At 74.7% G+C, this 25,196-nt stretch carries 24 protein-coding genes; 17 read left to right on the plus strand and 7 right to left on the minus strand.

Annotated elements, in window-relative coordinates; translation table 11 throughout:
- The first annotated feature begins 81 nt into the window (after positions 1-81).
- The 5 genes from aspS to Ani05nite_RS09280 all read left to right on the plus strand — a co-directional run bounded on the left by aspS (position 82) and on the right by Ani05nite_RS09280 (position 5,216).
- On the plus strand, positions 82-1,884 hold the full coding sequence (gene aspS, locus Ani05nite_RS09260) for an aspartate--tRNA ligase (protein WP_203766833.1): 1,803 nt from the start codon (positions 82-84) through the stop codon (positions 1,882-1,884).
- The gene (locus Ani05nite_RS09265) at positions 1,884-2,693 is read left to right on the plus strand and encodes a sugar nucleotide-binding protein (RefSeq protein ID WP_203766835.1); all 810 of its coding nucleotides are present in this window, start codon (positions 1,884-1,886) and stop codon (positions 2,691-2,693) included. Before aspS ends, Ani05nite_RS09265 begins: the two co-directional genes overlap by 1 nt.
- A 69-nt stretch (positions 2,694-2,762) precedes the next feature.
- Positions 2,763-3,272 (plus strand): GyrI-like domain-containing protein, encoded by a 510-nt coding sequence (locus tag Ani05nite_RS09270; RefSeq protein WP_239129552.1) that lies wholly within the window; start codon positions 2,763-2,765, stop codon positions 3,270-3,272.
- Positions 3,273-3,281: 9 nt separating this feature from the next.
- Positions 3,282-3,830, plus strand: a complete 549-nt coding sequence (locus Ani05nite_RS09275; protein ID WP_203766837.1) for a YciI family protein — start codon at positions 3,282-3,284, stop codon at positions 3,828-3,830.
- Between the two features lie 189 nt (positions 3,831-4,019).
- Positions 4,020-5,216, plus strand: a complete 1,197-nt coding sequence (locus tag Ani05nite_RS09280; protein WP_239129554.1) for an acyl-CoA dehydrogenase family protein — start codon at positions 4,020-4,022, stop codon at positions 5,214-5,216.
- 13 nt (positions 5,217-5,229) lie between these two features.
- Here the strand turns inward: Ani05nite_RS09280 and Ani05nite_RS09285 are convergent, their stop codons facing one another.
- From Ani05nite_RS09285 to Ani05nite_RS09305, 5 genes are read right to left on the minus strand one after another with little or no spacing between them, the layout of a single operon-like run.
- Positions 5,230-5,769, minus strand: coding sequence for a GAF domain-containing protein (locus tag Ani05nite_RS09285; protein WP_203766839.1), 540 nt, complete (start codon positions 5,767-5,769; stop codon positions 5,230-5,232).
- Entirely contained in the window at positions 5,766-6,362 is a 597-nt protein-coding gene (locus Ani05nite_RS09290) for a GTP-binding protein (RefSeq protein ID WP_203766841.1), read from the minus strand. The genes Ani05nite_RS09285 and Ani05nite_RS09290 overlap by 4 nt, the downstream gene beginning before the upstream one ends.
- Positions 6,340-6,711 (minus strand): DUF742 domain-containing protein, encoded by a 372-nt coding sequence (locus Ani05nite_RS09295; protein WP_203766987.1) that lies wholly within the window; start codon positions 6,709-6,711, stop codon positions 6,340-6,342. Before Ani05nite_RS09295 ends, Ani05nite_RS09290 begins: the two co-directional genes overlap by 23 nt.
- A 2-nt stretch (positions 6,712-6,713) precedes the next feature.
- Positions 6,714-7,148 carry a roadblock/LC7 domain-containing protein gene (locus Ani05nite_RS09300; RefSeq protein WP_203766843.1) on the minus strand — a complete coding sequence of 145 codons (435 nt, stop codon included), beginning with the start codon at positions 7,146-7,148 and terminating at the stop codon, positions 6,714-6,716.
- A gap of 32 nt (positions 7,149-7,180) precedes the next feature.
- Entirely contained in the window at positions 7,181-8,881 is a 1,701-nt protein-coding gene (locus tag Ani05nite_RS09305; RefSeq protein WP_203766845.1) for a sensor histidine kinase, read from the minus strand.
- A gap of 289 nt (positions 8,882-9,170) precedes the next feature.
- Here Ani05nite_RS09305 and Ani05nite_RS09310 point away from each other — a divergent pair, with 289 nt between their 5' ends.
- On the plus strand, positions 9,171-9,854 hold the full coding sequence (locus Ani05nite_RS09310) for a hypothetical protein (RefSeq protein WP_239129557.1): 684 nt from the start codon (positions 9,171-9,173) through the stop codon (positions 9,852-9,854).
- Here the strand turns inward: Ani05nite_RS09310 and Ani05nite_RS09315 are convergent.
- On the minus strand, positions 9,838-10,317 hold the full coding sequence (locus Ani05nite_RS09315) for a GNAT family N-acetyltransferase (RefSeq protein WP_203766848.1): 480 nt from the start codon (positions 10,315-10,317) through the stop codon (positions 9,838-9,840). The two genes, Ani05nite_RS09310 and Ani05nite_RS09315, sit on opposite strands and share 17 nt — an antisense overlap.
- A 58-nt stretch (positions 10,318-10,375) precedes the next feature.
- Here Ani05nite_RS09315 and Ani05nite_RS09320 point away from each other — a divergent pair, with 58 nt between their 5' ends.
- The 4 genes from Ani05nite_RS09320 to Ani05nite_RS09335 all read left to right on the plus strand — a co-directional run bounded on the left by Ani05nite_RS09320 (position 10,376) and on the right by Ani05nite_RS09335 (position 14,212).
- On the plus strand, positions 10,376-10,951 hold the full coding sequence (locus tag Ani05nite_RS09320; protein ID WP_203766850.1) for a helix-turn-helix domain-containing protein: 576 nt from the start codon (positions 10,376-10,378) through the stop codon (positions 10,949-10,951).
- Positions 10,948-12,228 carry an MFS transporter gene (locus Ani05nite_RS09325; RefSeq protein ID WP_203766851.1) on the plus strand — a complete coding sequence of 427 codons (1,281 nt, stop codon included), beginning with the start codon at positions 10,948-10,950 and terminating at the stop codon, positions 12,226-12,228. Before Ani05nite_RS09320 ends, Ani05nite_RS09325 begins: the two co-directional genes overlap by 4 nt.
- 100 nt (positions 12,229-12,328) lie before the next feature.
- Positions 12,329-12,550: a hypothetical protein gene (locus Ani05nite_RS09330; protein ID WP_203766852.1), complete on the plus strand. Its 222-nt coding sequence runs from the start codon at positions 12,329-12,331 to the stop codon at positions 12,548-12,550.
- A 75-nt stretch (positions 12,551-12,625) separates the two neighbouring features.
- On the plus strand, positions 12,626-14,212 hold the full coding sequence (locus tag Ani05nite_RS09335; RefSeq protein ID WP_203766853.1) for a replication-associated recombination protein A: 1,587 nt from the start codon (positions 12,626-12,628) through the stop codon (positions 14,210-14,212).
- A 1,607-nt stretch (positions 14,213-15,819) separates the two neighbouring features.
- On the opposite strand, the gene Ani05nite_RS09340 is transcribed toward Ani05nite_RS09335, so the two are convergent.
- Positions 15,820-17,367, minus strand: a complete 1,548-nt coding sequence (locus Ani05nite_RS09340; RefSeq protein WP_203766854.1) for a hypothetical protein — start codon at positions 17,365-17,367, stop codon at positions 15,820-15,822.
- A 798-nt stretch (positions 17,368-18,165) separates the two neighbouring features.
- Between Ani05nite_RS09340 and Ani05nite_RS09345 the strand changes: the two genes are divergently transcribed.
- From Ani05nite_RS09345 to Ani05nite_RS09375, 7 genes are all read left to right on the plus strand, one after another.
- Complete coding sequence (locus Ani05nite_RS09345) at positions 18,166-19,140, plus strand: hypothetical protein (RefSeq protein WP_239129559.1); 975 nt, start codon at positions 18,166-18,168, stop codon at positions 19,138-19,140.
- A 74-nt stretch (positions 19,141-19,214) separates the two neighbouring features.
- Positions 19,215-19,679, plus strand: a complete 465-nt coding sequence (locus tag Ani05nite_RS09350; protein ID WP_203766855.1) for a DUF948 domain-containing protein — start codon at positions 19,215-19,217, stop codon at positions 19,677-19,679.
- 40 nt (positions 19,680-19,719) lie between these two features.
- Positions 19,720-20,010: a hypothetical protein gene (locus tag Ani05nite_RS09355; protein ID WP_203766856.1), complete on the plus strand. Its 291-nt coding sequence runs from the start codon at positions 19,720-19,722 to the stop codon at positions 20,008-20,010.
- A complete protein-coding gene (alaS, locus tag Ani05nite_RS09360; RefSeq protein WP_203766858.1) occupies positions 20,010-22,691 on the plus strand; it encodes an alanine--tRNA ligase in 2,682 nt (893 codons plus the stop codon). Before Ani05nite_RS09355 ends, alaS begins: the two co-directional genes overlap by 1 nt.
- A gap of 16 nt (positions 22,692-22,707) precedes the next feature.
- Positions 22,708-23,169, plus strand: a complete 462-nt coding sequence (gene ruvX, locus Ani05nite_RS09365; protein WP_203766860.1) for a Holliday junction resolvase RuvX — start codon at positions 22,708-22,710, stop codon at positions 23,167-23,169.
- Positions 23,166-24,356 carry an endolytic transglycosylase MltG gene (gene mltG, locus Ani05nite_RS09370; RefSeq protein WP_203766862.1) on the plus strand — a complete coding sequence of 397 codons (1,191 nt, stop codon included), beginning with the start codon at positions 23,166-23,168 and terminating at the stop codon, positions 24,354-24,356. Before ruvX ends, mltG begins: the two co-directional genes overlap by 4 nt.
- Entirely contained in the window at positions 24,353-25,189 is an 837-nt protein-coding gene (locus tag Ani05nite_RS09375) for a shikimate dehydrogenase (protein WP_377881846.1), read from the plus strand. Before mltG ends, Ani05nite_RS09375 begins: the two co-directional genes overlap by 4 nt.
- The last annotated feature ends 7 nt before the right edge of the window (positions 25,190-25,196 follow it).

The following is a 25,196-nucleotide window of genomic DNA, read 5'->3' on the forward strand; positions in this document are numbered from 1 at the left end:
CCGGCGACCGGCGCGCAGCCGGGCGGGGCGGAGCTGACACAATGTCGGATGCGCCCCGTAACCCCGTGAGGAGAAGTTTCCGTGATCCGTACCCATGACGCCGGCAGCTTGCGCGCGAGCCACGCCGGTCAGACGGTGACGCTCGCCGGGTGGGTCGCCCGCCGGCGCGACCACGGAGGCGTCATCTTCGTCGACCTGCGCGACGCCTCGGGCATCGTCCAGGTGGTCTTCCGCGAGGAGGACGCGCACGCGCTGCGCAACGAGTTCTGCGTGCAGGTCACCGGCGCGGTCACCCAGCGCCCGGCCGGCAACGAGAACCCCGACCTGCCCACCGGCGCCGTCGAGGTCACGGCCACCGAGCTGGTCGTGCTCTCCGAGGCCGCCCCGCTGCCGCTGCCCGTCGACGACACCATCACCGCGTCGGACGACCTGCGGCTCAAGTACCGCTACCTGGACCTGCGCCGCAGCGGGCCGGCGAACGCGCTGAAGCTGCGCAGCCGGGCCAACCAGATCGCCCGCGAGATCCTGCACGCCCGCGACTTCCACGAGATCGAGACGCCGACCCTGACCCGGTCGACGCCCGAGGGCGCCCGCGACTTCCTGGTCCCGGTCCGGCTCCAGCCCGGCACCTGGTACGCCCTGCCGCAGTCGCCCCAGCTGTTCAAGCAGCTGTTGATGGTCGCCGGCATGGAGCGGTACTACCAGATCGCCCGCTGCTACCGCGACGAGGACTTCCGCGCCGACCGCCAGCCGGAGTTCACCCAGCTCGACATCGAGATGTCCTTCGTGACCCAGGACGACATCATCGCGCTCGGCGAGGAGATCGTCGTCAAGCTGTGGGGCGAGCTCGCCGGCCACCGGGTGCAGACCCCGATCCCGCGGATCACCTGGACCGACGCGATGAACCGGTACGGCTCCGACAAGCCCGACCTGCGGTACGGCCTCGAGCTGACCGAGCTGACCGACTACCTGCGCGGCACCGAGTTCCGGGTGTTCGCCGGCGCGATCGACGCCGGTGGCTACGTCGGCGCGGTCGTCATGCCGGGCGGCGCCTCGCAGACCCGCAAGGAGCTGGACGGCTGGCAGGACTGGGCCAAGGCGCGCGGCGCCCGCGGCCTGGCCTACGTGGTGCTGGACGCCGACACCGGCGCCGCCCGTGGCCCGGTGGCCAAGAACCTGTCCGAGGCGCACCTGGCCGGGCTGGCCGACGTGGTCGGCGCGAAGCCGGGCGACGCGGTGTTCTTCGCCGCGGCCACCGAGCGCCGCGAGGCCCAGGAGCTGCTGGGCGCGGCCCGCATCGAGATCGCCAAGCGGGCCGGGCTGATCGACGAGTCGGCGTGGGCATTCTGCTGGGTGGTCGACGCCCCCATGTTCGAGAAGACGGACGAGGGCGGCTGGACGGCCGTGCACCACCCGTTCACCTCGCCGAACGCGGAATGGATGGACACCTTCGAGTCCGCGCCCGACCGGGCCCTGGCCTACGCGTACGACATCGTGGTCAACGGCAACGAGATCGGCGGCGGCAGCGTCCGTATCCACCGCGCCGACGTGCAGAGCCGGGTGTTCGACCTGCTCGGCATCACGCCGGAGGAGGCCCAGGACAAGTTCGGCTTCCTGCTGGAGGCGTTCAAGTACGGCCCGCCGCCGCACGCCGGCATCGCGCTGGGCTGGGACCGCACCTGCATGCTGCTGTCCGGCAACGAGTCGATCCGCGAGGTCATCGCGTTCCCGAAGACCCGCGGCGGCTACGACCCGCTGACCACCGCGCCCACGCCGATCACCGCCCAGCAGCGGCTGGAGGCCGGCATCGACGCGAAGCCGAAGGCCGCGGCGGGGCTGCCGGGCACCGACGGCGTGGCGGCCCCGGTCGAGCCCTCGAACTGATGCGCTGGCTGGTCGTCGGCGCCAGCGGCCACCTCGGCGGCGAGGTGGCGCGGCTGGCGTCGGCGGCCGGCGCCGAGGTGCACGGCACCTCCACTACCGGTGGCAGCTGGTCCCGGCTGGACATCACCGACCGGGCGGCGGTGCGCGCGCTCGTCGCCGCGGTGCGGCCGGCGGTCGTGGTCAACGCGGCGTACCGGGCGGACAGCTGGGCGATCTGCGCCGACGGGGCCGCCCACGTGGCGCTCGCGGCGGCCGAGGCGGGCGCCCGGCTCGTGCACGTCTCCTCCGACGCGGTGCACGGCGGCCGCCCGGAGCCGTACCCCGACGACGCCGCGCCGACGCCGGTCTACCCGTACGGTGCGGCCAAGGCGGCGGCCGAGGCGGCCGTCGCCGCGATCGACCCGGCGGCCGTCGTGGTGCGTACCTCGCTGATCGTCGGCGACGAGCGCAGCAAGCAGGTCCGGTTCGTCCTCGACCTGGCCGCCGGGCGGGCCCGGGGCGCGCTGTTCACCGACATGGTCCGCTGCCCGGTCGACGCGGGCGACCTGGCCGCGGCGATCCTGGAGCTGGCCGCGGCCGGCTACGCCGGCCGGATCAACGTCGCCGGCCCGCAGGCGGTGACCCGGGCCGAGCTGGGCCGCCTGGTGGCGGCCCGGTACGGGCTGGACCGGGCGGCCGTGCCGGTGGGCCCGATCGCCGAGGGTGGCGTGGCCGCCGGGCCCGCGGAGATCCGCCTGGACAGCAGCCGCGCCGCCGGCCTGCTCAGCACCCCGCTGCGGGGTGTCCGCGAGGCGCTCGGCGGTGCGTGACCGCGGCAGCGGGTGCGGTGGGCCCGGTCGTTGCCGATGATGGACCCAATCCGTCGACGAGGAGGCGCCGTGCCGGCCGAACCCACTGTCCTGTGGCGCGACGAGCAACTGTACGTCGCCCGGCGCGAGTCGGTGACCATGACCGACTTCGCGCGGGTGGCCGATCACCTGCCGGGCATGTTCGGCTGGCTGGCCGAACGCGGGGCGGCGCCGGCCGGCCCGCCGTTCTTCCGCTACCGGGTCATCGACATGTCGGCGGAGCTGGTCGTGGAGGCCGGCATCCCGCTGGCGGCGCCGATCGAGGTGCCCGCGCCGGCCTTCCTCGACGTGCTGCCCGCCGGCCGGTACGCGACCCTCACCCACGTCGGGCACCCGGAGGAGCTGATGGGCGCCACCGCGGCCCTGCTCGACTGGGCGCAGCGGCGGGAACTGCGCTGGGACGTGACCCCGACCCCGGAGGGGGAGGTGTGGGGCGCCCGGCTGGAGGTGCTGCTGACCGATCCGGCCGCGCAGCCGGACCCGCACAAGTGGGAGACGGCACTGCTCTTCCGCCTCGCCGACGAGGACGGGCCCGGCTAGGGTCCGGCCATGGAGTTCCTCTGCTACCACCGGGATCGGCCCGGTTCCGCCGCCCTGCGCCGGGACCTGACCGAGGCGCACTGGTCCTACATGGACGGCTACGCCGACGCCCTGATCGCCCGCGGCCCGACCTTCGCGCCCGGTGGCGACAGCCCCAGCGGCAGCGTGCACATCGTCGACCTGGACGGCCCCGCGGCGGCCCGGGCGTTCGCCTTCGACGAGCCGAACTACCAGGCCGGGGTGTACCGGGACGTGCTGCTGCGGCGGTGGCGCAACGCGCTGGGCCGCACGATGTGGGAGTTCCCGGGCGGGCGGGACGGCGGCGAGCGGTATCTGGTGCTCGGCTTCGGGGCGGGCGAGGCCGCCGACCTCGCCGTGCCGGAGCACGACGGGCTGATCGCGTACGGGCCGCTGCTGGCCGACGACGGGGTCGCCTGGCTGGGCACGGCGATGCTGATCCGGGCGGCCGGTCCGGAGGAGGCCCGCGCCCTGCTGACCCCGGGCCGGTACGCCGCCGTGGAGGTCCACGACTGGGCCTTCGGCGGCCGTCCTTCGTGAGCTGCTTCCACTGTGGACCGCTTCGCCCGGATTGCCGTGTGGCCCCGGTCATGGGCGAGGATTCTTCTTGATCGTTGATCTATGACTATGCGTGTCCGCGTGGATACGATCAGCGGCAGCGACGGCGCGCCCACCGGTGTCCGCGTCCGTTCCACGGTTCCGCCGCTTGCCGACCCACGAGGAGCTGCAGTGGACGCGTACTTCATGACCGAGCGGCACGAACAGTTGCGCCAGGAGGTGCGGGCCTTCGCCGAGACCGAGGTGCGCCTGCGGGTCGACGACATGGAGGCGTCGCGTGCCGTCCAGCACGACCTGGCCCGGCTGATCGCCCGCCAGGGCTGGATCGGGGTCACCATCGGCGCCGAGCACGGCGGCCTGGGCCTCGGCCACCTGGCCAAGACGATCATCATCGAGGAGCTGGCCCGGGTCAGCGGCGCGATGGGCGCCATGGTCCAGGCGTCACAGCTCGGCGTGGCCAAGATCGTGCACTTCGGGAACGCGGAGCAGCGGGCGGCCTGGCTGCCGGCGATCGCCGCGGGCGACTGCCTGCCCACCATCGCGGTCACCGAGGAGCAGTCCGGCGGCCACGTGCTGGGCATGGCGGCCACCGCGGTCCGCGACGGCGACGAGTACGTCCTCAATGGACGCAAGGTGTTCGTCGGCAACAGCCACGTCGGCGACCTGCACGGGGTGGTCGTCCGCACCGGCGCCGGCTCCCGGGGGCTGTCGGCGTTCCTGGTCGAGGCCGACCGGTCCGGCTTCTCGCTCGGCGAGCACCGGCCCGCGCTGGGCCTGCACGGCTTCAGCTTCGGCGAGCTGATCTTCACCGACTGCCGGGTGCCGGTGGCCAACCGGCTGGGCGCCGAGGGCGACGGCCTCTCGGTGGCCTACTCCTCCAGCATCCTGTACGGCCGCCCCAACCTCACCGCCGTGGCCCTCGGCATCCACCAGGCGCTGGTCGAGGAGACCTCGGCCTACGTCACCGAACGGCACCGCTACGGCAAGCCGCTCGGCGACCTGCTGCCGGTCAAGCTGAAGCTGGGGCAGATGCAGTCCCGGCTGATGACCGCCCGGCTGGCGGCGTACCACGCCGTGCACACGCTGGACCTCGGGCTGCCCTGCGACGCCGAGCTGATGAACGCCAAGCTCATCAACGTGGAGTCCACCCTGGACAGCGCCCGCAACGCGATGGAGATCCACGCGGCGGCCGGGCTCTACCTGGACCGGCCGGTGGAACGCTACCTGCGCGACGCGCACCACATCTTCGCCCCGGCCGGCACCTCCGACGTGCAGCTGATCCGGCTGGCCGAGTTCGCCCTCGGCACGGCCAAGGGTCAGTGGTCGCAGCGCCTCGCGCCGCGCCCCGCCGCGGAGGCCGTGCCGTGACGGCGCCCACGGCTCAGCGGCTGTCCTCGCGCCGGTGGATCCGCTCGATCAGCTCGGCCGCCATCGACTTGATCGTCTCCAGCCCGGGCCGGCCCCACGGGCGCGGCTCGACGTCCACCACGCAGATCGTGCCCAGCGTGGTGCCCGTCCGGTCGATGAGCGGCGCGCCGAGGTAGGACCGGATGCCGATCTCGTCGACCACCGGGTTGCCGGCGAAGCGCGGGTAGTCGCAGACGTCGTCCAGGACCAGGGCCTTGCGGCGCACCACCACGTGCGGGCAGTAGCCGTGGTCGCGGTCCATCTCCCGGCCCGGCGTCGCGGACGGGTCGCCCTTGGCCACGGTGTGCAGGCCGGCGAAGTACTGCCGGTCCTCGCTGATGAAGTTCACCATCGCGTACGGCGCCCCGGTGACCTCGGTCAGCTTGCGCGCGAAGTCGTCGAATTCCGGGTCCGGCCGCTCGCCCAGGCCGAGCTCGCGCAGCCGCCGCATCCGCAGCGGCACCTCCAGGTCGGCCGGGGTCAGCGGGTGGTGCGGGGACGAGTCGTAGATCATGCCGGGCTCCGGATGAACGTCGGGGTGGGATGGGCGCCGAGCAGGTGCTGGACGAGCTGGACGAGCACGCCGGTGGCGGACCGGGCGTCGCGGGCGTCGCAGGTGACGATCGGCACCTCCGGCCGCAGGTCGAGGGCGGACCGCAGGTCGGCCGCCTCGTACCGGAACGCGTTGTCGAACTGGTTGACCGCCACCAGGAAGCCGATGCCGCGCGACTCGAAGAAGTCGACGGCGGCGAAGCAGTCCTGCAGCCGGCGGGTGTCGGCCAGCACCACCGCGCCCATCGCCCCGGCCGACAGCTCGTCCCACATGAACCAGAAACGCTCCTGCCCCGGGGTGCCGAACAGGTACAGGATGTGCCGGCGGTCGATGGTGATCCGGCCGAAGTCCAGCGCGACCGTGGTGGTGGTCTTCTGCTCGATGCCGGTCAGGTTGTCGGTGCCGACCCCGGCGGTGGTGAGGATCTCCTCGGTGCGCAGCGGCTCGATCTCGCTGACCGCGCCCACGAAGGTCGTCTTGCCCACCCCGAAGCCGCCGGCGATCAGCAGCTTGAGCGCCGTCGGGAACGGATCAGAGCCGTCGTTGTAAAGCATTGAGAATGGTCTCCAGTACCGCCGTGTTGGTGGGTTCGGCCGCCGGGCCGGGGGATCGGGCATCGATGGCGCCGGCGTCGACCAGGTCGGAAAGCAGGATCTTGGTGACGACCGCGGGCAGCCGCAGCCGGGCGGCGACCTCGGCCACGGTGGTGGGGCTGCCGCACAGCCCGAGCGCCTCGGCGTGGTCCGGCTCGAGCTGCCCGTGCGGCAGCCGGCCGGTCGCCATCACCATCGACAGCAGCTCCAGGCGTGTGCTGGGCTGGGTGCGCCCGTTGCTCACCGTGTACGGCCGCACGAGTCGTCCCGCGGCGTCGTCGAGCCAGTGCTCGTCGTCGGCCCGCGGCATCGTCACCGTCCCGGGGCACCGGGATGGCCGGCCGCGGACCGGACCGGAGTGCCCAGGTACGGCCGTACGCTCTTGACCAGCTGCGTCATCTCGTAGCCGAGCACGCCCGGGTCGGCCTCCTTGCCCGCGATGACGGCGAGCACCGCGCCGGACCCGGCGGCGGAGACGAACAGCAGGCCGTCCTCCAGCTCGGCGACGACCTGGCGCACCGTCTCGCCGCCGCCGAACCGCGTGCCGGCGCTGCGGGCCAGCGAGAACAGCCCGGAAGCGATCGCGGCGAGGTGGTCCGCGCCGTCGTCGTCCAGCCCGTGCGCGGCCTTGCGCAGCCCGTCGGAGGACAGCAGCAGCGCGCTCCGGGTGTCCGGGACGCGCTCGACCAGCCCGGACAGCAGCCAGACGAGGTCCTGGGCGGAACGTGCCGGATCGTTGCTCAGCATCTGAGCCCTTTCTCGATGGAGCGCGGGAGGTGTCAGCGGGGGTCGGAGTCGGCTTCGCCGCGGGCGATGCCGCGCATGAAGGACGCCATCAGCGCGGGGTCGTGCTCGGCGTCGTCGTCCGCCGCCGGCGGCGGGGGCGGGCCGAACTGCAGCTGCGGCGCCAGGTGCGTCTGGCTGTGCCGGCGCGGGAGCGGGGGAGGGGTGACAGCCGGGCGGACCTCGGCGGCCTCCGTCCCGGACCGGCTCGGCGACGCCGCCGGTACGGCCACGGAGTCACCGGACGCAGGCACCCCCGAAGCCGGTGCGACGGCCGGCGCGGGCGCCGCGGACACCGGCGTGGTCGCGGCGGGTCTCGGCGCGCCGGTGGATCCGGGCGCGCCGGTGGATCCGGGCGCGGCGGCGAGGCCGGGCGCGGCGGTCAGGCCGGGCGCGGCGGTCAGGGCCGGCGTCGCCGCGGTTCCGGCGAAGGCCGGCCAGGGCGGCGGGGTCGCGGCGATCTGCGACGGCCCCGGCACCCGCTGGGCCAGCTCCATCGTGGCCTGCGAGAGCGCGTTGGGCACGGCGGCCGGCGGCGGGTCGTCCTGGGCCGAGCCGAGCAGCTGCTGCGGCAGGATGATCACGGCCTGGGTGCCGCCGTAGATGTTGCCCTGCAGCTGCACCGTGACGCCGTGCTGACGGGCGATCATCGAGACCACGAACAGCCCGATCCGGCCGTCGCGCAGCAGCTCGTCCAGGTTGATGTCCTCGGGGTTGAGCAGCAGGCGGTTGACCCGTTCCTGGTCCTCGCGCTGCATGCCCAGGCCGCGGTCCTCGACCTCGACCGCGACGCCGGCCGTCACGTGCTGGGCCCGCAGCAGCACCTGGGTCTGCGGCGGGGCGAACATGGTGGCGTTCTCGATCAGCTCGGCGACCAGGTGGATGATGCTGGCCACGGCGTGCCCGGGCACCGTGCCGTCGATCGGCGGCACCAGCTTGACCCGCGAGTAGTGCTCCACCTCGGCGATGGCCGAGCGCAGCACCTCGGTCAGCGCGACCGGCCGGCTCCACTGCCGCCGGGAGACCGCCCCGCCGAGCACCGCCAGGTTCTCCGCGTGCCGGCGGATCCGGGTGGCCAGGTGGTCGACCTGGAACAGGCCCTTGAGCAGGTCGGGGTCCTCGACCTCGTTCTCCAGCGCGTCCAGCAGCTTGATCTCGCGGTGCACCAGCGACTGCAGCCGCCGGGACAGGTTGACGAACACCTCGACCTGGCGGCCGGCCGACGTGCGTACCGGCACCGGCCGCGCCTCGGCCAGCCGTACCCGCTCGGTCAGCGCCTCGATCTCACTGCGGGCGTCCGCGACCGCTGCGCGGTATCCGGTCGCCTCGGTCAGCGCCGCCGTCGCCTCGGCCCGCGCGTCGTTCAGCTCGGCGCGGGCGCCGGCCAGCTCGGCGCGGGCCGCGGCGGTCTGCGCGCGCGCCTCGGCGAGCTCGCCGCGCAGCCCGGCCGGCCGATCGCCGAGCTGCCGGACGGCCGTGACGGCCTGGCCGGCCAGCACGGTGAGCAGCGCCACGCCGGCCAGGAACACGATGATCAGCACCAGGTCGGGTCCGTCCGCCCCGCCGGCCCAGAGGTAGCCCGCGGTGACCGCGAACAACAGCGCGGCGGCCCCGGCGGGCGCCGCGACCAGCCACGGCAGCCGGCCCCGGAGCAGGGTGTCGTCCGCGGGCACGGCGGACGGGGGTGTTTCGGGCATGGGCGTCCTCGGTCGGCGGGGGACTCGGGTGGCAGCGCGTCCAGCGGATTCCACAGTGGAAGCAGCGACCACTCTAGTGCTCCGCGAGATCTTGTCCAGGCGCCGCCCGGCGGTGCGGACGGGAGCCCGCGGCGTGCCGGGAGGCCGCCGGCAGCAAGGGATCCGGGTCCCGCCCGGCCGTGCCGGGCCGGCCGGCGGGCGGCCGCCGCGGGGCCTCGCCCACGAGCGGGACCGGCGCGGCGCTGTGCCGGTGGGAACGGGGCCGGGGGCCAGGGGCGATGATGATCCCGTGGGTTTCGAGGAGGATCTGGCCGCGCGGCCGTTCTGGCGCCGGCTCAGCCGCGGCGAACAGCGCTGGCCGTTCGCCCTCGCCATCGCCGTGATGATCGCGCTGCAACTGGCCCTGCCCGAGCGGTTCAGCCTGGGCGCGTGGTGGGTGCTGCCGGCGGTCGAGGTGGTCCTGGTCGGGGCGCTGGTGGCCGCCAACCCGGGCCGGCTGGAGCGGCGGACGCCGGTGCTGCGCCGGCTCAGCCTGGGCCTGATCGCCGTGGCCAGCCTGGGCACCGCCTGGTCGGTGGTCCGGCTGGTGGCCGACATCGCCGGGGGCGCCGACACCGGCAGCGCCGCCGAGCTGCTCGGCAGCGGCGCCACGATCTGGCTGATCAACGTGCTGACGTTCGCGGTCTGGTACTGGGAGCTGGACCGGGGCGGGGCGCCGGAGCGGGCGGCCGGCGCGGATCCGTACCCGGACTTCCTCTTCCCGCAGATGACCGCGCCGGAGCTGGCGCCGAAGGACTGGCGCCCGCAGTTCGCCGACTACCTGTACCTGGCGTTCACCAACGCGACCGCGTTCAGCCCCACCGACACCCTGCCGCTGTCCCGCTGGGCCAAGCTGACCATGCTGCTGGAGTCGGCGATCTCCCTGGTCACCGCGGCCCTGGTGATCGCCAAGGCGGTCAACGCGCTGGGATGAACAGGCGCATGCCGGGGTCGCGGTTGCGGACGAAGCCGAGCGAGGCGTAGAGCGGCTCGCCGTCCGCGGAGGCGCGCAGGTCGACGGCGCCGATGCCGCGCTCGGTGAACCAGGCGAGCAGGGCGGTCATACAGGCCCGGGAGTGGCCGCGGCGGCGGTGCGCCGGGTCGGTGGCGACGTTCAGCACGTACCCGCGCCGCCCGGTGGGGTCGTTCGGCCCGGGCAGGCGCTGGTCGATGGTGCCCACCGCGCAGGCCGCGAGGCCCGGCCCGCCGGGCGCGTCGACCACGAAGGCGGCCATGGTGTCGGGCTGCTCGGCGAGCAGCCGCCGGACGACCGGGACGCCGGGGCCGATCCAGCTCTGCGGGTCGTCCAGGCCGGGGCGCACCGCGGCCAGCATCACACTGCGCAGGCGCAGGAGCTCGGCGGCGTCCTCCATGCCGGCGCGACGGGCTTCGATCATGGCGCCATTGTGGCACGGAAGGGTGGCACAATTTCTGTGCACAAGTATTATGCAAGGTATGGAGCCCACTCTGGTCCACCTCGACGGCAAGCAGATCCGCGTCCTCGCGCACCCCCTGCGGTCCCGGCTGCTCGGCCGGCTGCGGCTGGACGGGCCGGCCACGGCGACCCGGCTCGCCGAGTCGCTCGGCACCAACACCGGCGCCACCAGCTACCACCTGCGCCAGCTCGCCGACGTCGGGCTGGTCACCGAGGAGACGGCGGCCGGGCGCGGCCGGGAGCGCTGGTGGCGGGCCGCCCACGACATGAGCAGCTGGCAGCGCGACGCGTTCGCCGGCGACGCGGACGCGGTGGAGGCGGCCGACTGGCTCGACAGCAACGCCCTGCACATGTTCGTGGCCCGGGCGGAACGGTGGCAGCGGGCCCGGCCCGCCGAGTCCGCGGCCTGGCGCAGCGCCGCCGGCTTCTCCGACTACATCCTCAACCTGGGCACCGAGCAGCTGAACGCGCTGACCGCCGAGCTGGACGCGGTCATCGAGCGCCACCGCGCCCTCGGCGAGGCCGAGCCGGCTCCGGACGCCCGCCAGGTCCTCCTCTACCTGTACGCGGTGCCGAGGCTCGAGGACCCGTCATGACCACGCTGACCGCCGACCGGGTCCGGCGCCGCTTCCTCGGGCTGCTCGCGCTGCGCTGGCTGCCGGTCGGCCTGATGATCCCGGTGACCGTGCTGCTGCCCCTGGAGCGTGGCCTGACCCTGGCCCAGTACGGCACCGCCGCCGCGCTGCAGGGCATCACCGTCCTGCTGCTGGAGCTGCCGACCGGCGGCCTGTCCGACGCGATCGGCCGGCGCCCGGTCCTGCTGCTGGCCGGCGTCCTCGAGACGGCCGCCCTGGGCCTGCTCACCGTGGCCGACACGATGCTGATGTTCGTGATCTTCTACGTGCTCCAGGGCGTCTACCGCGCGCTGGACAGCGGCCCGCTGGAGGCCTGGTACGTCGACCACGCGCTGGCCGCCGACGAACACGCCGACATCGAGACGGGCCTGAGCCGCAGCGGGGTCGTGCTCGGCGTGGCCATCGCCGGGGGCGCGCTGGCCTCGGGCGGCCTGGTCGCCCTCGGCCCGCTCGGCCCCGGTACGGCGCTGACCCTGCCGGTCTACGTCGCCCTCGGCCTGCAGCTGGTGTCGCTGGCCGCGGTGGCGCTGCTGATGACCGAGCGGCGCCCGCACCGCGGGCTGGCCGCCCTGGCCGGATCGGTACGCGGGGTGCCGGCGGCGATCGCGGGCGCGCTGGGCCTGCTGCGCCGCTCGCGGATCATCGTGGCGCTGGTGGCCGTCGAGATCTTCTGGGGCTTCGGCATGGTGGCGTTCGAGAGCCTGATGCCGGTCCGGCTGGCCGAGGTGGTGGGCGATCCGAGCGCGGCGTCGGCGCTGATGGGCCCGGTCGGCTCGGTGGCCTGGCTGGCCTCGGCGCTCGGCGCGGCGCTCATCCCGCTGCTGGCCCGCCGGATCGGGGCGCCCTGGACGGGCTTCACCCTGCGTATCGTGCAGGGCGTGACGGTGGCCGGGATGGCGCTGTTCGCCGGGCCGGTCGGCGTGATCGCGGCCTACCTGGTGAGCTACACCGTGCACGGCGCGTCGAACCCGGTGCACAGCGGGCTGCTTCACCGCCAGGTCGACGGGCCGTACCGGGCGAGCCTGCTCTCCCTGAACTCGATGGTGAGCCAGCCGGCCGGGGCCCTGGGGCTGGTCACGCTGACCGCCGTCGCCGCGGCGACCGACCTGCGGGTGTCCCTGCTGGTCGGCGCGGGTGTGCTCGCGGTCGCGGCGCCGCTCTACCTGGTCGCCCGCGGCTCGGCGGCGGGCACCGGTCGGGTCACGGCGCCGGCCCCGGAAACCCTCCCGGCGCCCTGAGCCCGGGCGCCGGCCTCCGAAGACGTCCACGGTGGAGTTTACCCGCGACCACCCCCGGGGTAGTAGCACGACAAGTGCTCTCATCCCCTCGGAGGAACCCATGCTCGCAATCGCCGCCGCGATCGTCTTCGGCATCTGGCTGCTGCTCGATCTCTTCGACACCAACCTCGGCGCCCCCGACCTGTTCAACTTCTCGACCATGGCCTCGCTGGGCCTGCTGCTGCTCTCGCTCTACCTGGCCGGCGTGGGCAGCGGCCCGCGCGCCGGTGGCGGCAGCGGCAGCGGCCGGCGCTTCTACGGTCGCCGCCCCGGCCGCGGCTGATCGGTCGATGCCGGTCCACGGCCCGCCTTCGGTGCATTTCCGGCACCCGAGGGCGGGCCGGTACTGTCGTTGCCGATGGAATTCGACGGACTCTTCCCCCTGGCCGAGCCGGGCGGTGTCCGCACCGCGCCCCCGGCCGGTGCGGGATCCGCCGGCTTCACCTCCTGGTCCGAGGACTCCCCGCTGCCCGTCCGGATGCGCCCGGCCAGCATCGACGAGCTCGTCGGCCAGCAGCACCTGCTCGCCCCCGGCGCCCCGCTGCGCCAGCTCGTCACCGGCACCACGCCGATGTCGGTCATCCTGTGGGGCCCGCCCGGCACCGGCAAGACCACGATCGCCCACCTGGTCGCCGGGGCCACCGACCGCAAGTTCGTGGCCATGTCCGCGCTGACCGCCGGCGTCAAGGACGTGCGCGCGGTCATCGACACCGCCCGCCGCGAACGCCGCGCGGGCGGCCCGCCGACCGTGCTGTTCATCGACGAGGTGCACCGCTTCAGCAAGACCCAGCAGGACTCGCTGCTGGCCGCGGTCGAGGACCGCACGGTGACGCTGCTGGCGGCGACCACCGAGAACCCGTACTTCTCGGTCATCTCACCGCTGCTGTCCCGCTGCGTGCTGCTCACCCTCCAGGCCCTGGACGAGGACGACGTGCGGCAGCTGATCCGCCGCGCGGTGACCGACCCGCGCGGCCTGGGCGGCGCGGTCACCCTCACCGACGAGGCCGAGGAGCACCTGGTACGCCTGGCCGGTGGCGACGTCCGCAAGGCGCTGACCGCCCTGGAGGCCGCCGCGGGATCCGCCGCCGCCCAGGGCGCCACCGAGATCGACCTGGCCACCGCGGAGCAGGCGGTGGACGTGGCCGCGGTCCGCTACGACCGCGACGGCGACGCCCACTACGACGTGACCAGCGCGTTCATCAAGAGCATGCGCGGCTCCGACCCGGACGCGGCGCTGCACTGGCTGGCCCGGATGCTGGTCGCGGGGGAGGACCCGCGGTTCATCGCCCGCCGCATCGTGATCTTCGCCAGCGAGGACGTGGGCATGGCCGACCCGCAGGCGCTGCTGGTCGCGACGGCGGCGGCCCAGGCGGTGCAGTCGGTGGGCCTGCCGGAGGCCCAGCTCAACCTGGCCCAGGCGGTGGTCCACCTGGCCACGGCCCCGAAGTCGAACGCCGTGACGACCGCGCTGGGCGAGGCCCTGGCCGACGTCCGGTCCGGCCGCGGGGGCGCGGTTCCGCCGGCCCTGCGCGACGCCCACTACCCGGGCTCACGTGGTCTTGGTCACGGCAAGGGCTACCGCTATCCACACGACGACCCGAAGGGTGTTGTTAGGCAGCAGTATGTGCCGGATGATCTGATCGGCGCGGACTACTACCGCCCGACGGACCACGGCGCGGAACGCGCGGTCGCCGAGCGGTTGCCTCGCCTGCGCAGAATCGTGCGCGGCCCGTCCGCGGGTGCGCAGCCCTCGTCGTCGGGCGGGGGTGGTTCGGTGGGCCCGTCCGCGGGTTCGCAGCCTCCGTCGTCGGGTGGGGGTGGTTCGGTGGGCCCGTCCGCGGGTTCGCAGCCTCCGTCGTCGGGTGGGGGTGGCTCGAGCGGCTCGTCCGGTGACGGGCCGACGGTGAACGACAGCGGCCCGGCCGCCGGAGAGGACCAGCCGTGAGCAGGCGCGGTGCCGAAAGGCCCGACGACGACGCCGACCAGCGGGAACAAGCCGGTCGGAGCCGCCGCCTGTTCGGCCGCGGCCGGCCGGAGCCCGTCGAGCCGGTCGAGGTGCCCCGCGAGGAGACCGGCTGGCTCGACGACCTGCGCAGCGCCAAGGAGGACCGCTCGGCGATCGGGCCCGGCGCCGCGGCGGGAGAGGCCCGCACGAGCAAGAGCGGCCGCCGCGCCCCCGGCCCCGACGACGTGGTCGACGACGACTCGCCGTTCCCGGTAGCGCCGCGGTCGCCCGCTGCCCCCCGCTCCGCTGCCGCTCCCGGCTCCCCGGCCGGTCCTCGTTCCGCTGCCGCCCCGGGCTCCCCGGCCGGTCCTCGCTCGGCTGCCGCTCCGGGTTCCCCGGCTGGTCCTCGCTTCGCTGCCGCTCCGGGTTCCCCGGCCGGTCCTCGCTCCGCTGCCGGCCCGGGTTCCGCTGCTGGCCCTCGGGCTGCCGGCCCGGGTTCCGCTGCCGGCTCTCGCGCTGCCGGCCCGCGCTCCGGCTCCGTGCCCGGTTCTCCGGCCGGTCCTCGTTCCGGTCCGGTGCCCGGTGCCGCGGCCGGTCCTCGTTCCGGTCCGCCCGGTCCGCCCGCCGGTTCTCGCGCCGTCCGGTGGCCCGGTGGCCCCGGCGGCTCCGTGCCGGATGCCTCGGGGATCCCCGGGCCCGGCGCTCCCGCCGGCCCCGGAGTGGATGCTCAGGCCGGTCAACACTCCCCGGCTGCTCCGGGTTCGCGACCCGGGTACGGCCCGCCCGTCACGCCCGGCGCCCCGCCCGGCGTGGATCAGCCGCCGGCATGGCAGGCCGGTTCCGGCGCGCACGCGACCGGCGCCTGGCAGACCCCGCCCGGCGCCCGCCACGGCGGCGAATCCACCGGCCGGCACACCCCGCCGGACCGCAGCGAGCCCGGCATCCGCCCGCCCGGCCGGCGTGCGGCGCCCGTGCCCCCCGAGCCCGCTGACCTGGCCACGCCCGGCCACGGCCGCCGGCAGATGGATCCCGGGCAGCTCAGCGGCCGGATCGACCCGAGTTCCTCGGGCGCGTTCCCGGCGGTCGGCCCGACCTCGGCGGTGCCCGCCTCCGGCAACGCCCCCGAAGTGCCGGCGGCCCGCCCGACCTCCCCCGCCTGGCCCGGCGCCGCCGGCCCGACCGCCGGTGGCCGCCGTGCCGCGATGCCGCCCGCTGGTCCCGGCCCGGCCGGACCGCCAGATGCCGCGGGTCCGCCCGCCGGTGGCCGTCGCGGTGCGGTGCCGCCCGGCGCCACGGCCGGCGGGTCGCCTGCCGGTGGCCGCCGCGGTGCCGTGCCGCCCAGTGTTTCCGGCCCGGCAGGGCTGGCGCCGGACGCCGCGGGCCCGCCTGCCGGTGGTCGTCGCGGTGCGGTGCCTCCGGGTGTGGCCGATGCCGCGGGTCCTTCGGCTGGTGGTCGTCGTGGTGCGGTGCCTCCGGGTGTTGCCGACGCCGCGGGTCCGCCCGCTGGTGGCCGTCGGGCTGCCGTGCCGCCCGGTGCCGCGCCGCCGGGTGCGGCGACCGGTGGGCTGCCCGGCGGTGGTCGTCGTGGTGCCGTGCCACCCGGTGTCTCAGCAGCCGGAACACCGCCCGCCGGCCGCGGCGCGATGCCGCCGGGTGCCGCCGATGCCGCGGGTCCGCCCGCCGCGGGCCGCCGCGGCGCAGCGCCGCCTGCCGGTTCCGGACCGGTCGGCCCGCCGGCCGGTGGCCGCCGTGCCGCCGGGCCGCCCGACGCGGCCGGACCGATGCCCGGACGCCCGGTGTCGCCGGCCGGCCGTGCGGCCCGCCACCAGGAGCCGGACGACTACACCGCGCCCGGGTGGCCGGGTGCCCACGCCGGTCATGCCGCGCCGGAGCAGCCCGGTCCCGCCCGCCGGGGCCACGCCGCGCCCGAACCGTCCGGTGGCCACGCCGCGCGGTCCGGTGGTCACGCCGCGCCCGACGAGGTCGGCGGTTTCACCACCGGCGGACACAGCAGGCGACCGGCCGGTGGCGCCGGCCGGCCGGTGTCCGCCGTCCCCTTTGACGAGGACCAGTCCTTCGGTGCCCGCGCCGCCGGTACCGCCGCGCACGCGCGCCCCGACACGTACCCGGCCGAGGGCGGTGGCCGGCACGGCCGTCCCGACCCCGGGCCGCAGTCCGGCGACACCGCCGGCCGCCACACCGGCGCGTTCCCCGCCGCCGGTCAGCACGGCGTCCCGGACCCCGACGACGAACCCGGCACCGGCCCGATCGGCCGCCGCAACGGCCCCGGCCCACGCGGCCGTGGTGGCCCGCCGGACACCGCGGGCCGTGGCGGCCCGCCGGACACCGCCGGCCGTGGCGGCGCCGTGGACCCCGCCGGCCGCGGCGGTCCCGGTTCGGCCACCGGCCCGGTGCGCGCGTCCGCGGTCGTACCGCCCGTGGTGCCCGGCCGCGAAGGTGTGCGCACCCCCGCCGTCCCCGGCCGCGCCGGGGCGATGGCGGGCAGCACGTCCGGCGTCATCGGCACCACCGGTCAGATCGCCCGCGCCGGCGAGGCCGCGGCCCGCGCCGCCGGCCGGGGCACCGGGCGCGTCGCCCGGCCCGGTCAGCCGCAGGGCCGGCCCGTTCCCGGACAGGGGCCGGGTCAGGATCCGCGGCAGGCGCCGGGCCAGCCCGGAGGTCCCCGTCAGGCGGGCGGCGCTCGTCAGGCGGGCGGCCCTCACCAGCCCATGGGTCCGGGTCAGCCCGGCGGTCCTAGCCAGCCCAGTGCTCTGGGTCAGCCCGGCGGCCATGGTCAGCACAGTGCTCCGGGTCAGCCCGGCGGTCCTGGCCAGCCCAGTGCTCCGGGTCAGCCCGGCGGTCCGGGTCAGCCCAGTGCTCCAGGCCAGGCCGGCGGGGTCGGTCAGCTGGGGCCGGGTCAGCCCGGCGCCGGTCAGCCGGCAGCGGGTCCGGCGGGCGCCTCCCGCGGGCCCGGCGGACGTCCGCCGGCGGGTGCCGGTCGTTCCGGTGCCGTTCAGCAGGGCGCACGCCGGGGTGGTCCTGGTCCGGTGGGCATCCCCGGTCAGCCCGGCAGCGTCGCCGCCCGCCCTGGCCAGGCGAGTGGTCCCGTCGCTCGCCCCGGTCAGCCGGGTGGTCCGGCGGGCGGTTCCGGTCACCCGGGCGGTCCCGGTGGCGCTCCCGGCCGGCCGAGTGGTCCGGGCGGTGGCCCCGCTCAGACCTCCGCCCCCAACCTCCCCGGCCAGCCCGGCCCCTTCGCGGGTCCCGGCCAGCGGGTTCCCGGCGCGGTCGAGGCCGGTCAGCGCAGTGCCGGCATGACCCGTGGCGGGGGTTCCGCGCCCGTCCGGGGCACGCCGCGCCAGCAGCCCACCGCTCCCGGTGCTCCCGGCGCCCCGGCCCGGCACCCGGCCGGTCCGGTGAGCCCCGCCGATCCGTCCGGTCTGCCGATCCGTCCCGGCAGCCCGGCGCCCGGTGGCCCGGCTCGTGGCCGTTCCGGCCCCGGCCTGCCCAGCGGTCTGCCGCTGCCCGGGCAGCCCGGTGGCCCCGCGAACGGACCGGCCGGTGGCCCCGCGAACCGACCGGCCGGTGGCCCAGCGATCGGGCAGCCCAGTGGCCCCGCGATCGGGCAGCACGGCGGCCCCGCGAACGGACCGGCCGGCGGGCCGGCGAACCGACCGGCCAATAGTCCCGCGAACGGACCGGCCGGTGGCCCCGCGAACGGACCGGCCGGCGGCGCCGCGAACGGACCGGCCGGAGGGTCGGTGAACCGACCGGCCGGTGGGCTTGCGAACGGACCGGCCGGTGGGCTTGTCAACGGACCGGCCGGTGGCCCGGCGAACGGATCGGCCGCACCACGCGGTGACGGCTCCGCGGGTCCCCGCCCGGCCAGCCTGGGCGATCCCGGGCGACCCGTTCGGGGGACCGGTCCGGCGCTGCCCGGTCGGGGCGCCGCCGAGGTGCCGCCCGGCCAGGGCGCCGCGACTCCCGCCCGGGACCTCTCCGGTCTTCCGCAGAGCCGCGAGGCCGTCGCGTCCGCGTCCGACGCCCCGGTCCGGGGTGCGGCGGGCGTTCCCGGCCGCGGCGCCGCCGCCGTGCCCGCCCGGGGCGGCGCCGAGCTGCCGGGTCACGGCAGCGGAGACGTCACGGCCCGGGGTGGCGCCGAGGTTTCCCCCGTACGGGGGACCGGGCTGGCCGCCGTGCGGGAGCGGGGCGGCGCTGTGGCCGTACCGGACGACGGGCGTGAGTCGCCCGGCGGGGTTCTCGGCAAGGCCGCCGAGTTGCGCGACCGGTTGCGGACCGAGCGGCGGCTGCGTGTCATCACCCTGGTCACGCTCAGCGTCATCGTGCTCGGGCTGCTTCCGCTGCTGTTCGGGATCCGGTCGGCGACGCGGGACCCGGTCTTCAACTCCCTCGATGCCCTCAGCGTGCCCACCTGGGCCGACAAGCAGGTCGACGACCGCACCAGCGGCAGCATCTGGTGCTTCTTCGACTGCCGGTTCCGGGAGCGCACCGCGCAGTCGGACCGGCCGTTCGAGGAGACCGACAAGGTGTACTCCGACGCGCTGACCGCCGCGGGCTGGCGGCTCCGGGGCGGCGAGTGCGCCGACCAGCCGACCACGTCGGGCAAGTACACCTGCTGGACCCGGGACGAGTTCACTCTGGACCTGTGGGTGCGGCTGCCCGAGTGCGCCGTCGACGCCGTCGCCGCCCAGGATCCGGCCACCCAGCCGTCGATCGGGCCCGACGGGCTGGTGCCCACTCCCGACCCGGCGACCTGCACCGGCTCCACCGTCAGCATCAAGGTGCAGAACGCCGTCACCGACCAGCGGGGCAAGCCCCAGCCGGCCGTCGACCCGTCGCTGATCGGGGAGACGCCGGACCCGGTGCTGACCCCCGATCCTTTGCTGGAGCCGACACCGACGGCGTCGTGACGCGCCCGCCGGTCACTGACGGTAGGGTCTGCACGTTGTCACACGTGGAGCACGTCAGTAGAGGAGACGCGTAGATGGACGTTACCGCCGGAGAAATCGCAGGCCTGATCGCGGCGGGCGCGTTTTTGATGCTCGTGCTGGTGCTCGCGGTCCCGATCCTCAAGCTGCGCCACACCGTCGACGCCGCCACCCAGGTGATCAACGACCTGAACGACCGGACCGGGCCGCTGCTCGGCAACGTCACCGAGACGGTGAGCAACGTGAACACCGCGCTGGGCCAGGTCCAGGTCTCTTTGGACGGCGTCAACGTCCAGCTCGCCAAGGTCGACACCATGACCGAGCACGCGCAGAACATCACCGCGAGCGTGGCCAACCTGGTCACCGTGGTGTCGGCCGCCGCCGCGAACCCGTTGGTCAAGGTGGCGTCGTTCGGCTACGGCCTGCGCAAGGCCGCCGCCGCCCGCCGGCACGCCGAGGACGAGCGCGAGGTCCGCGCCTCCCTCAAGCAGCGCCGCAAGGCCGCCCGCGCGGCCCGCTGACCATCTCCGTCGAAGTCTCTAGCTCGGAAGGAACACCGCCATGAAGCGGCTGCTCTGGCTGGGTGTCGGCCTGGCCGTCGGCGCCATCGTCGTGCGCAAGGTCACCCGCAAGGCCAACGAGTTCACCCCCACCGGCATCGCCACCTCGCTGTCGCAATCCGCTGGCGGCCTGGTCGAGTCGCTGCGTAGCTTCGTGGATGACGTCCGCGAGGGGATGGCCGAGCGGGAGCGGGAGATCCACGAGGCCTTCGCCGCGGGGGAGCTCTACGACGACCAGTTCGCCGAGCTGCGTGACGGCACGCAGGGGCGGCACGCGAGTGAGGACCACTGATGAAGACGGCGGAGATCAAGCGGCGCTTCCTGGCGCACTTCGAGGCCAACGGGCACACGGTCGTGCCGAGCGCCCCGCTGCCGGCCATCGAGGATCCGAACCTGCTGTTCATCAACGCCGGCATGGTGCAGTTCGTGCCGTTCTTCCTCGGTCAGCGCACGCCGCCGTACCAGCGCGCGGTGAGCGTGCAGAAGTGCATCCGCACGCCGGACATCGACGAGGTCGGCAAGACCAGCCGGCACGGCACGTTCTTCCAGATGAACGGCAACTTCTCCTTCGGTGACTACTTCAAGGCCGAGGCGATCCGGCTCGCGTGGGAGCTGTCCACCAACCCGGTCGAGCAGGGTGGCTTCGGGCTCGACCCGGAGCGCATCTGGCCGACCGTGTACCTCGACGACGACGAGGCGTTCGAGATGTGGCGCGCGACCGGCGTGCCCGCCGAGCGGATCGTGCGCCGGGGCAAGAAGGACAACTGGTGGCACATGGGCATCCCCGGCCCCGGCGGCACCTGCTCGGAGCTGTTCTACGACCGCGGCCCCGCCTACGGCAAGGAGGGCGGCCCCGAGGTCGACGAGGACCGGTACATGGAGTACTGGAACCTCGTCTTCATGCAGTACGAGATCACCGACGTGAAGAGCAAGGAGAGCTTCACGATCGTCAGCGATCTCCCCAAGAAGAACATCGACACCGGCATGGGCCTGGAGCGGGTCGCGTCGATCCTGCAGGGCGTCGACAACCTGTACGAGATCGACGAGGTCAAGCCGATCCTGGCGCGGGCGGCGGAGCTGGCCGGCAAGGTGTACGGCGCGCACTCGGGCCACGAGGCCGGCCTGTCGCACCCCGACGACGTCCGGCTGCGCGTGATCGCCGACCACGTCCGCACCGCGCTGATGCTGATCGGCGACGGCGTCACCCCGTCCAACGAGGGCCGCGGCTACGTGCTGCGCCGCATCATGCGCCGGGCGATCCGGGCCATGCGGTTGCTGGGCTGGCAGGGCGCGACGTTCCCCGAGCTGCTGCCGGTGGCGCGCGACTGCATGGCCCCGTCGTATCCGGAGCTGGCGCAGGAGTTCGGCCGCATCTCCACGTACGCGTACGCGGAGGAGGAGGCGTTCCTGTCCACCCTGCGGGCGGGCACCACGATCCTCGACACGGCGATCACCGAGACGAAGCGGTCCGGCGGGGCGAAGCTCAGCGGCGCGCAGGCGTTCCAGCTGCACGACACGTACGGCTTCCCGATCGACCTGACCCTGGAGATCGCCTCCGAGCAGGGCCTCGACGTCGACCAGGACGGCTTCCGCCGGCTGATGGCCGACCAGCGGTCCCGCGCGAAGGCGGACGCGGCCGCGCGCAAGACCGGCCACGCGGACCTGTCGGCGTACCGCTCGGTGCTGGACGCCGGCGGCCCGGTGGAGTTCACCGGCTACGCCGAGGTGTCGCGCGAGTCCCGGGTGCGCGCGTTGCTGGGTGACGGCGGCGCGATCGAGGCGGCCGGCGAGGGCGACTACGTCGAGCTGGTGCTCGACACCACCCCGTTCTACGCCGAGGGCGGCGGCCAGCAGGCCGACACCGGGCTGATCAACGTCGGCGGCGGGCAGGTCGAGGTCGTCGACGTGCAGCAGCCGCTGCCCGGCCTGATCGTGCACAAGGCGCGGGTGGTCCGGGGCGAGGTGCGCGCGGGTGAGGCTGGCTTCGCCGAGATCGACGTGACCCGCCGCCGGGCGATCTCGCGGTCGCACACGGCGACGCACCTGATCCACCAGACCATGCGGGCGTTCCTCGGCGAGTCGGCGACCCAGGCGGGCTCGCTGAACGCGCCCGGCCGGCTGCGGTTCGACTTCAACACCCCGGGGGCCGTCTCGCCCGCGGTGCTGCACGACGTCGAGCAGCAGGTCAACGAGGTGCTGCTGCGTGACCTGGAAGTGCATGCGTTCGTCACCTCGCAGGAGGAGGCGCGCCGGCTCGGCGCGATGGCCCTGTTCGGGGAGAAGTACGGCGACGAGGTCCGCGTGGTTGAAGTCGGCGACTACGCGCGGGAACTCTGCGGCGGCACGCACGTGGCCCGCTCGGGTCAGCTCGGCCTGGTGAAGATCCTCAACGAGTCGTCGATCGGCTCCGGGGTGCGCCGGGTCGAGGCGCTGGTCGGTATCGACGCGTTCGGCTTCCTGGCCAAGGAGCACCTGCTCGTCTCGCGGCTGGCGGAGCTGTTCCGGGTGCCCGGCGACCAGGTGGCGGAGCGGGTCGAGCAGACCGTGACCGCGCTGCGCGACGCCGAGAAGGAGCTCGAGAAGATGCGGGCGCAGATGGTGCTCGGCGGCGCCGGTGCGCTGGCGGCTCAGGCCCGTGATCTGCGGGGCGTGGCGTTCGTCGGCACCGAGGCACCCGAGGGGGCGGCGACCAACGACGTGCGTACCCTGGCCCAGGAGATCCGCGGCAAGATCGACGCCGGTCGTCCGGCGGTGGTCGCGGTGGCGGCCCGGTCCAACGGCAAGGCGTCACTGATCGTAGCGATCAACGCCACGGCGAAGAGTCGTGGCCTGTCCGCCGCGGACCTGGTCAAGGGCGCGCTCTCCGGCCGGGGCGGCGGCAACGCCGATCTCGCGCAGGGCGGTGGAGTGCCCGCCGACCAGGTGAACGTCTTGCTCGCAGCGGTGGAGAAGGCGGTCGGCGAGGCTGCCTGAGAGGGAGGCCGTCGACATGTTGCCGGTGCCACGGGGTAGGCGACTGGGTGTGGATGTGGGTAAGGTCCGCGTCGGGGTCGCAGTTAGTGACCCTGACGGGATCCTGGCCACCCCCCTGGTCACGGTCGCCCGTGACATGGGTGGGGCGCCCGACGCAGTGCCCGCCGACATAGCTGAGCTCGTGCGCCTCGTGGGGGAACACGAGGCCGTGCAGATCGTGGTGGGCCTCCCCGTGCGCCTCAACGGCGAGGAGGGGCCTGCCGCCATAGACATTCGTGCGTACGCTGGGCGACTGGAAAGGGCGGTCGGGAACGTGCCGGTCGTCCTGGCGGACGAGAGGATGTCGACCGTGGTCGCGACCCGTAGGCTGGCCGAACGTGGCGTGCGGGGCAAGCGGCAACGGGCGGTCGTCGATCAGGCGGCCGCGGTGGAGATCCTGCAGAGCTGGCTGGACGCGCAGCGGAGGCAGACGAGATGATCGACGAGCTGGACCTGGCGTTCGACGAGCAGGCCGAGAAGGGCAGACCCCGGCACCGCCGGGGCTCGCGCGGCGCGAAGGGCGGCGGCAAGGGTAAGTCCGCCGTCGCCTTCCTCATGGTGTTCATCCTGCTCGGCGTGCTCGGCGTCGGCGGATACCTGGGCTACTCGAAGATCAAGGGCTTCTTCACGGCGGCCGACTACGACGGCCCGGGCACCGACCCGGTCCAGGTCGAGATCGCCAAGGACTCGTCGCTGACCGAAATCGGCAACGTGCTGGTCGACGCCGATGTGGTGAAGAGCACAGCCGCCTTCACCGAGGCCGCGGACGCCAACCCCAAGGGCAAGAACATCCAGTCCGGCACGTACAACCTGCGCAAGCAGATGGCCGCCGCGCAGGCGGTGGCGCTCATGCTGGACCCGAAGTCCAGAGTGGTGTCCGGCATCCTCATCCCGCCCGGCAAGACCGCCCGGCAGACCTTCGAGCTGCTGGCCAAGGGCACCGGCATCCCGCTGGCCGACTTCCAGGCCGCGGCCAAGGATCCGAAGGCGCTGGGCGTGCCCGCGTTCTGGTACAACCGCCGGGACGGCAAGAAGGCCGCCACCACCAGCATCGAGGGCTTCCTGTTCCCCGACACCTACGAGTTCCCGCCGAAGTCGACCGCCGAGGAGATCCTCGGGATCATGGTGCAGAAGTTCCTCGCGGTGACCGGCGAGCTGGGCTTCGTCGACAAGGTGCAGAACAACCTGTCGGTCTCGCCGTACGAGGCGCTGATCGTGGCGTCGCTGAGTCAGGCCGAGGCCGGCATCGCGGCGGACCTGCCGAAGATCGCGCGGGTGGCGTACAACCGGGCGTACAAGGCGAAGATGCCGCTGCAGTTCGACGTGACCACCAACTACTGGCTGGATCTGCAGGAGAAGGACGGCAAGCACTCCGGCAAGATGACCGACGCCGAGCTGCAGGACCCGAAGAACCCGTACACGACGGAGCTGCGCGTCGGCCTGCCGCTGGGCCCGATCAACAGCCCCAGCGAGGCGGCGCTGAAGGCCGCGGAGGCGCCGACGGCCGGACCGTGGCTCTTCTTCGTGGCGGTGGACAAGTCCGGCCGGTCGGCCTTCGCGACCACCAACGAAGAGCACAACGCCAACGTCCAGAAGGCCTGCAAGAACGGCATCCCGCTCTGTTGACCCCGGTGCCGGCCCGGCGGGCCGCGGTCTGCGGCAAGCCGATCGGCCACTCGCTGTCGCCCGTGATCCACAGTGCCGGTTTCGCCGCGGCCGGGCTGCTGACGTGGTCGTACACGGCCATCGAGTGCGCCGAGGCGGAGCTGGCCGGCCTGGTGGCCGGCCTGGGCCCGGAGTGGGCGGGCCTGTCGCTGACCATGCCGCTGAAGGAAGTGGGGCTGACGCTGGCCGCGGCGGCGTCGCCGGTCGCGGCCGCGACCGGCGCGGCCAACACCCTGGTACGCCGCCCCGACGGCAGCTGGTTCGCCGACAACACCGACGTCCCGGGCATGGTCCGGGTGCTCACCGACGCGGGCCTGAAGGCGTCCCCGGCCGTCACCGTACTCGGCGGGGGCGGCACGGCCCGGGCCGCGCTGGCCGCCGCGGCCCGGTTCGGCGCGGACGAGGTGACGGTGGTGACGCGGCGTCCGCAGGCGCGCGCGGAGCTGGCTCCCGCCGCCGCCGCCCTCGGCGTCACGATCAGGGGCGTGGACTGGGCCGACGCGCCCGCGGCGTTCGACGCGGACGCGGTGATCTCGACCGTGCCCAAGGGTGCGGCCGACGCCCTGGCCGCCGCCGCGCGCTGGCGGCCGGGTTCGGTGCTGTTCGACGCGATCTACGACCCGTGGCCCACGCCGCTGGCCGCCGCGGCGGCCGCGCACGGCGTTCCGGTGGTGTCCGGGCTGGATCTGCTGCTGGCCCAGGCGCTGAGCCAGTTCGAGCAGTTCACCGGGGTGGTGCCCGCGCCCGAGGGGCCGATGCGGGCGGCCCTGACGGCGGCGGCCGCCGTCCGCTGACCCCGGC

The organism is Actinoplanes nipponensis, from assembly GCF_016862275.1.
In the GTDB taxonomy this organism is placed as follows: domain Bacteria; phylum Actinomycetota; class Actinomycetes; order Mycobacteriales; family Micromonosporaceae; genus Actinoplanes; species Actinoplanes nipponensis.

What these genes read in the sequence shown, in the direction of transcription:
- Ani05nite_RS09265 (WP_203766835.1), top strand. Translation starts at nt 1,884, where the DNA reads ATGCGCTGGCTGGTCGTCGGCGCCAGCGGCCACCTCGGCGGCGAGGTG.
- Ani05nite_RS09275 (WP_203766837.1), top strand. Translation starts at nt 3,282, where the DNA reads ATGGAGTTCCTCTGCTACCACCGGGATCGGCCCGGTTCCGCCGCCCTG.
- Ani05nite_RS09285 (WP_203766839.1), bottom strand. Translation starts at nt 5,769, where the DNA reads ATGATCTACGACTCGTCCCCGCACCACCCGCTGACCCCGGCCGACCTG.
- Ani05nite_RS09290 (WP_203766841.1), bottom strand. Translation starts at nt 6,362, where the DNA reads ATGCTTTACAACGACGGCTCTGATCCGTTCCCGACGGCGCTCAAGCTG.
- Ani05nite_RS09295 (WP_203766987.1), bottom strand. Translation starts at nt 6,711, where the DNA reads ATGCCGCGGGCCGACGACGAGCACTGGCTCGACGACGCCGCGGGACGA.
- Ani05nite_RS09300 (WP_203766843.1), bottom strand. Translation starts at nt 7,148, where the DNA reads ATGCTGAGCAACGATCCGGCACGTTCCGCCCAGGACCTCGTCTGGCTG.
- Ani05nite_RS09305 (WP_203766845.1), bottom strand. Translation starts at nt 8,881, where the DNA reads ATGCCCGAAACACCCCCGTCCGCCGTGCCCGCGGACGACACCCTGCTC.
- Ani05nite_RS09315 (WP_203766848.1), bottom strand. Translation starts at nt 10,317, where the DNA reads ATGATCGAAGCCCGTCGCGCCGGCATGGAGGACGCCGCCGAGCTCCTG.
- Ani05nite_RS09320 (WP_203766850.1), top strand. Translation starts at nt 10,376, where the DNA reads ATGGAGCCCACTCTGGTCCACCTCGACGGCAAGCAGATCCGCGTCCTC.
- Ani05nite_RS09325 (WP_203766851.1), top strand. Translation starts at nt 10,948, where the DNA reads ATGACCACGCTGACCGCCGACCGGGTCCGGCGCCGCTTCCTCGGGCTG.
- Ani05nite_RS09330 (WP_203766852.1), top strand. Translation starts at nt 12,329, where the DNA reads ATGCTCGCAATCGCCGCCGCGATCGTCTTCGGCATCTGGCTGCTGCTC.
- Ani05nite_RS09335 (WP_203766853.1), top strand. Translation starts at nt 12,626, where the DNA reads ATGGAATTCGACGGACTCTTCCCCCTGGCCGAGCCGGGCGGTGTCCGC.
- Ani05nite_RS09350 (WP_203766855.1), top strand. Translation starts at nt 19,215, where the DNA reads ATGGACGTTACCGCCGGAGAAATCGCAGGCCTGATCGCGGCGGGCGCG.
- Ani05nite_RS09355 (WP_203766856.1), top strand. Translation starts at nt 19,720, where the DNA reads ATGAAGCGGCTGCTCTGGCTGGGTGTCGGCCTGGCCGTCGGCGCCATC.
- alaS (WP_203766858.1), top strand. Translation starts at nt 20,010, where the DNA reads ATGAAGACGGCGGAGATCAAGCGGCGCTTCCTGGCGCACTTCGAGGCC.
- ruvX (WP_203766860.1), top strand. Translation starts at nt 22,708, where the DNA reads ATGTTGCCGGTGCCACGGGGTAGGCGACTGGGTGTGGATGTGGGTAAG.
- mltG (WP_203766862.1), top strand. Translation starts at nt 23,166, where the DNA reads ATGATCGACGAGCTGGACCTGGCGTTCGACGAGCAGGCCGAGAAGGGC.